The organism is Rhodococcus sp. MALMAid1271, from assembly GCF_049195265.1.
Classification (GTDB): Bacteria; Actinomycetota; Actinomycetes; order Mycobacteriales; family Mycobacteriaceae; genus Rhodococcoides.
Genome location: NZ_JBMIRQ010000120.1, coordinates 271,595 through 277,666, shown reverse-complemented (window position 1 = coordinate 277,666; position 6,072 = coordinate 271,595). Strand labels below are relative to the sequence as shown.

The following is a 6,072-nucleotide window of genomic DNA, read 5'->3' as shown; positions in this document are numbered from 1 at the left end:
GTGCGGTTATGTGCCCCAGACGGCACATAACCGCACCACTGCGCCGTCTGAAAGGAAGCACATGACCTCGCTGTCGACAGTGCGCAGTCACGACACCGGAACCGTTCGATTCACCGATGCCGCAGATCTGCAGCGCGCGCTCGGAGAGCAGGACTACATCGCCGACGACGACCTCGCCACCGTGGTGCACCTGGCGACAGCGCTGGACCGGCCACTGCTGCTCGAAGGCCCAGCCGGCGTGGGAAAGACCGAACTGGCCAAGGCGCTCGCCGCGGCGAGCGGTCGCAAACTGGTCCGCCTGCAGTGTTACGAGGGCCTGGACGACAACCGAGCCCTGTACGAGTGGGACTACGCCAAGCAGCTTCTGCATGTGCAGATGCTCCGCGAACACATCGGCGCGCTGACCAAGCACGTCACCGACATCGACGACGCCTCGACAATGCTCGCCGCTCGCGACTTCGGCTTGTACTCCGAAGCCTTCCTGTCGGTACGTCCCCTGCTGGAATCGGTGTTGTCCGAGGAGCCGGTGGTACTGCTCGTGGACGAGGTGGACCGAACCGAGGAGTCGATGGAGGCACTGCTCCTCGAGGTGCTCGCCGAGAAGCAGGTCACCATCCCCGAGGTCGGCACGTTCACTGCCCGCAGCGACCCATGGGTGATACTGACCTCCAACGACACTCGTGAGTTGTCCTCGGCCCTCAAGCGGCGTTGTCTGCACTTTCATCTCGACTACCCGACGGCGGCGCGCGAACGCGAGATCGTCACCGCTCGCGCTCCCGAGGTGCCCACACAGATGGTGGCCGAGATCGTAGATCTGGCAACACAATTGCGCGAGCTCCCGCTACGCAAGAGCCCCTCGATCTCGGAGGTGATCGATGCGGCTCGAATCGCTTCGGTTCTCGGCCATACCGACGAGACCCGAAAATATCTGCTGGCCGCGCTGGTCAAATACTCCTCGGACATGAAGATCGCACTTGCCGGACCGGTGGCCGAGACATCCTCGGTGGCAACATCACTGGGAACGGTCGTCAATACGACCGCGACGGCCTTCCGAGGACACGGTGGACGCGACAAGGGCGGCATCGGAATACGACGATGACCGGGCACCGTACGTTCTCGGCATCGGTGGTACTCGATGTGCTGGCGGCGGTGTTCGGTCGAACGCTCAGGCGCTTCGGGGTCGCTGCGTCGCCGGCCGAGGTCATCGAGGTGCGACGCGTCCTCGGTCTCCTCGGAGCCCGTGACCTCACGATCCTGCGTGCGGCACTGCGCGCGACCTGCGCCAAGTACGAGCACGAACAGCACGGTTTCGATCTGGCCTTCGAGTCGATGTTCGTGGCGCACATCGACAGCGCCACGGACGAGCATCGTTGTTCCGTGGGTGCGCAGGTGGCGGGTGGACTACCGACGGACCTCGATGTGGGAGCAGACCGGGAGGCCGCCAAGTACGCCGAGTACAACGAGCGTGCCGTCGAGATCGGGGATCTGCTCGACACCCCGGAAGCAGACAAGGGCTTCAATCCACACAAGGACGACGACGACATCAGTCTTTCCTCCGAGGATCACGATCTGTCGATCGACACGGACGGTGACATGGGTCGTCGCGGGGTCACCTACACCGTCGACCTGGAGCGGTCCGGATCGACGGCGGCAGGGGAGTTGGCGTCGAGCACCAGCGGAGCGATTGCCGGACAACTGAACTGGGAAGACCCGTCGAGTATCTTGGCGTGGTTCGATGCCTACGACCCGAGCAGCGTCTACGGCGACGGTGGTGATTCGGGTCCCCTGAGCGCGGCCATGCTCGACCGCATCACCGATGCCGTCGAGGAATTCGTGGCAGCGCTGGGGGATCTGACCGGGAGGATGTCCTCGCCGGTGCCGGTCGACGGCGCGGCACAGACGATCGGCCGGCACGCAGAGATCGAGCGCGCGAGTCACGAGGTGCTCAAACACATGCGGGGCACTCCTCGGCCTCGACCGCGCGAACATGCACGCGGCCCGCTCGACATGCGGCGCACCGTCCGGTCCAGTCTGCGTACCGATGGAACACCTTTCCGCCTGGTGACGAAAACTCCGGTGCCCGACAAGGTCCGGCTCCTCGTTCTCGCCGACGTCTCACTGTCGGTCCGGCCGATCACGGCGTTCACTCTCAGGCTCGCGCAGGCCATGCATGCTCGGGCGAACCGCTGCACGGTGCTGGGTTTCGTGGATTCACCGGTGGACGTGACGACCACCTTGCTCGGCAGTACCGGAGACGGTGCGCTGGCTGCGGTGCTCGCGGACGCACGACTGGATCTCGAAGCGAGTAGCGACTACGGCAGGACCTTCGCGGATCTGCTCGATTCGCACGGAGAGGTTCTGAACAAGCGTACTGCGGTCATCATCGTGGGAGACGGTCGATGCAACGGACGGCCGCCGGGGCTGGAGGCGTTGAAGAAAATTCGGTCGAAGGTGCATCGGATCGCGTGGATCACCCCCGAGGCCCGCCGTTACTGGGCGCAAGCAGCGTGCTCGATGGAGGAGTACGAGCCGTTCTGTGACCGTGTGGTGGTGGCGCGTGACGGGGAGCAACTGACGGCGCAGGCGGCCGAGCTGGGACACGCGCTGTCCTGACCTCACCGGTGGCGGTACCTGCCCGATCGGGCAGGTGAGAACCTGCCCCGGCGCTGGTGGGTTCGGACGCGGCACACCCGTAACGTTGTAACCTGAATCACAGATCCGGATTCTTTCGGAGCGAAGGACAGCGAGGGCGTGAACGGTGGACCAGGTAGCGATGGCGGATGTCGGCAAGGCTCTGCACGACCTGGACTCGCAGCGTAGCCGGGCCGAGGCTCCCCGGGTCCTGAAGTTTCACGCGCCCGAGATCGTGTTCGGTCCGGATTCGCTGGGCGAGGTCGCGCACGCGACCCGCCGACTCGGCGGTGAACGGCCGATGCTCGTTACGGATTCGGGACTGATCGACAGTGGCTGGGCCGGACAGTTGGTCGACCTGCTCACCGACCAGGGGCTCGATCCGCAGGTCTGGAGTGCGTTGACACCCAATCCCAAGGATGCCGAGATCGAGGCGGGGCACGAGTACTACGCCGCCACCGGTTGCGATGTGCTGGTCGCCATCGGCGGAGGGTCGGTGATGGATGCCGCCAAAGGCGTCGCCATCCTCGCGGGTAACGGCGGCAGGATCCTCGACTACGAGGGGGTCGATCGAGCGACGCGGCCGATCCCGCCTCTGGTCATGGTGCCGACCACCTCGGGCACCGGGGCCGATGTCTCGCAGTTCTGCATAGTCACCGACACGGCGCGGTCGACCAAGATCACCATTCTCGGCCGAGCGCTCGTTCCGGACATCACCGTGATCGATCCGGTGTTGCTGACCACGATGCCCGAATGGCTCAATGCAGCAACAGGTTTGGATGCTCTGACGCACGGAATCGAGGCATTCGTCTCGCTGGGGCACAACCAGCTCACCGACCACCATGCGCTCCGCGCCGTCACGATGGTGATGTCGCACCTGGCTCGCACCATCGACGAACCCGCCGACATGGCTGCCCGGGGGTCGATGGCGCAGGCCAGTCTCGAGGCCGGCCTGGCGTTCACCAACGCAATTCTCGGTGCCACCCATGCGATGAGCCATCAGGTGGGCGGGTTGCTCGATCTTCCCCACGGGGTGATCAACGGGGTGCTGCTGCCGCACGTCATTCGATTCAACGCCGCAGTGGATCCGCTGCCGTACGTGGCGATCGCGACGAGCCTCGGATTGCCCGAGGGCAGGGCCAGGCCCGAAGAGGCCGCGATGGCCGTCGCGGATCGCGTCGACGGACTTGCTCGTCAGGTGGGTGTACCGTCCGGCCTGGCTCAGATCGGAGTCAGCGAGTCGGATCTGGATGTGTTGGCCACCAATGCATTACGAGATGCCTGCATGTCCACCAATCCGCGTTCTGCGACGCACCGCGAGATGGTCGATCTGTTCAGGACAGCGCTGTGACCTCGAGACCTGATGTGACGAACGGGGTGGAGGTGCCCGCCGGGCCCGATCTGTCGTTGCTGACCGGCCTGCGCTCGGGTAAGAACACCTTCTATCCTCAGTACCGCGGCGCCGCCGAACGGTTGGAACGCGTGGTCTATGCGCTCGAGCTGATTTCGCGGGCGCTGGTGCGCACGGTCGACGGTCCGGAAACCCTGGTGTGCGCGGTGGCCGAGGCTGCTCGGGCCCATTTGAGCGCGCGCTGGGTGGTGTTCGCTCTCGCCGACGGCGTCTTCCCGGACGCCGGCCCGCGACGGCTGGTTCTCGGGCCGGACGCGACGCCGTTCCTGGTCGACGATGTCGAGGGACCGCCGCTGCCGGACGATGTCGTCGACTGCCTCGAGTCGATTCGGAATTCGACCTGCGGTGACGGCCTGACTCCGGTGATCTCTGCCCATCACGCCTTCGTGCCCATCGCGTTCGACGGAGGTGTGGTGGGGGCCTTTGCCGCGTGGACCGGAGAGCGACGGGTGCTCGACGCCACCGACGCAGCAGTGTTGAGTATTCTCGCCAGCCAAACCGCGGTGGCCCTGCAGAATTCGGCGCTGTTCCAGAGTCGGCGCGAACTGCTGGAGCGGACCGAGAATGCCTACGCGCAGGCCAACCGAACGGCGGCCGATCTGGCGGCGCGCAATGCGGAACTACAACTGACACAACGACAACTGGGTGCGGCTCACCGGCATCAGGTACTCGATGACGAACGCCACCGCATCGCCCGTGAACTCCACGACAGCGTGACCCAGGCCGTGCTGTCGGCGGGGATGCAGATCGAGGTATGCCGTAGCGACATCTCGGCCGAGGAGCGTAGTGAACGGCTCGATCTCGCCAAGGATCTGACGCGTCGAGCAGTGGATCAGTTGAGGTCGGCGATCTACGCGCTCAATCACCCTCAGGACGCCGATCGAACGTCTCTGCCCGAGATGCTCGAACAACTCTCCGTGGTGCACATGCCGGACGAGCTGCAGGTCTCGCTGCGCGTGGAGGGAACTCCGGTGGAGCTGAGCAGTGAATGCGAGCACTCGTTGCTCCGCATCGCGGGCGAAGCCCTGTTCAACACTGCGGTGCACTCCGGTGCGTCGCGGGCGATCATTCGACTGACCTATTCGGCCGATCACGTCCAACTCTCGATCGCCGACGACGGAAACGGCGACCCGGCCCATCTGCGCATGATGTTGCAGATGGCCGAGTCCGCCGACGTGGACGGCAGGCACCGAGGATTGGCGAACATGGCGGCCCGCACCCGTGAGCATCGAGGCGTCTTCGAGATCCGGCGCGCCCGTATCGGGGGTGTGCGTGTTGCGGCGCGCATTCCCTCGCATGGAGAATTCGAGAAGGGCGAGACACAGTGACTATTCCGACGGTTGGCACCCACGCCAGGCAGGTTTCGGGGCGCACGGTACGCATCGTGCTGGTCGACGATCACGCAATCCTGCGCGACGGATTGCGATCGGTACTCGAACGCGAGTCGGATCTGACGATCGTGGGCGAGGCCTCCAGTCGGGAGGAGGGTCTGGCCGTCGTGGCTCGGGTGGAACCCGACATCGTGTTGATGGATCTCAAGCTCTCCGCCAGCTCGGATTACGAGGGTCTGGCACTGTGTGCGCAATTGGCCAAGGCACACAACGGAATCGGGCTACTGGTGTTGACGACCTTTCTCGATGACCGGCTCGTGGTGGAAGCCGTGCACGCCGGAGCCCGGGGGTATGTGGTCAAGGATGTCGACACCACCGAGTTGGTCAGGGCGATCCGGGCCGTCTCCCGCGGGGAGAGTGCTTTCGATTCGAGAAGCGCTTCGGCCGTCGTTCGATCACTGAACGGCACGCCGAGCAGTATCGAGCGCCTCACCGAGCGTGAACTCGAAGTGCTTCGTCTGCTCGCTACGGGGCTGTCCAACAACATGATCGGAGCACAACTGTTCATCTCGGCAACGACGGTGAAATTCCACGTCAGCAACATCATGCGAAAGCTGGCGGTCAGTCGGAGGGCCGAGGCGGTGTACGCGGCGAGCAAACAGGGTCTGATTTGATGTGAGCCTGCACCGCGCCGATCGG

Annotated in this window: 5 protein-coding genes; all 5 read left to right on the top strand. The window is 64.8% G+C overall.

Features of this window, described 5'->3' with window-relative positions:
• The first annotated feature begins 61 nt into the window (after window positions 1-61).
• Window positions 62-1,099 (top strand): MadB family AAA-type ATPase, encoded by a 1,038-nt coding sequence (locus ACOQFP_RS24040; RefSeq protein WP_341243354.1) that lies wholly within the window; start codon window positions 62-64, stop codon window positions 1,097-1,099.
• Complete coding sequence (madC, locus tag ACOQFP_RS24035; RefSeq protein ID WP_421585759.1) at window positions 1,096-2,613, top strand: MadC family VWA domain-containing protein; 1,518 nt, start codon at window positions 1,096-1,098, stop codon at window positions 2,611-2,613. Before ACOQFP_RS24040 ends, madC begins: the two co-directional genes overlap by 4 nt.
• A gap of 160 nt (window positions 2,614-2,773) precedes the next feature.
• Complete coding sequence (locus ACOQFP_RS24030; RefSeq protein WP_421585768.1) at window positions 2,774-3,982, top strand: iron-containing alcohol dehydrogenase; 1,209 nt, start codon at window positions 2,774-2,776, stop codon at window positions 3,980-3,982.
• Complete coding sequence (locus ACOQFP_RS24025) at window positions 3,979-5,370, top strand: MadS family sensor histidine kinase (protein ID WP_307830902.1); 1,392 nt, start codon at window positions 3,979-3,981, stop codon at window positions 5,368-5,370. Before ACOQFP_RS24030 ends, ACOQFP_RS24025 begins: the two co-directional genes overlap by 4 nt.
• Window positions 5,367-6,047: a MadR family response regulator transcription factor gene (locus ACOQFP_RS24020; protein WP_421585758.1), complete on the top strand. Its 681-nt coding sequence runs from the start codon at window positions 5,367-5,369 to the stop codon at window positions 6,045-6,047. Before ACOQFP_RS24025 ends, ACOQFP_RS24020 begins: the two co-directional genes overlap by 4 nt.
• Window positions 6,048-6,072 lie beyond the last annotated feature (25 nt).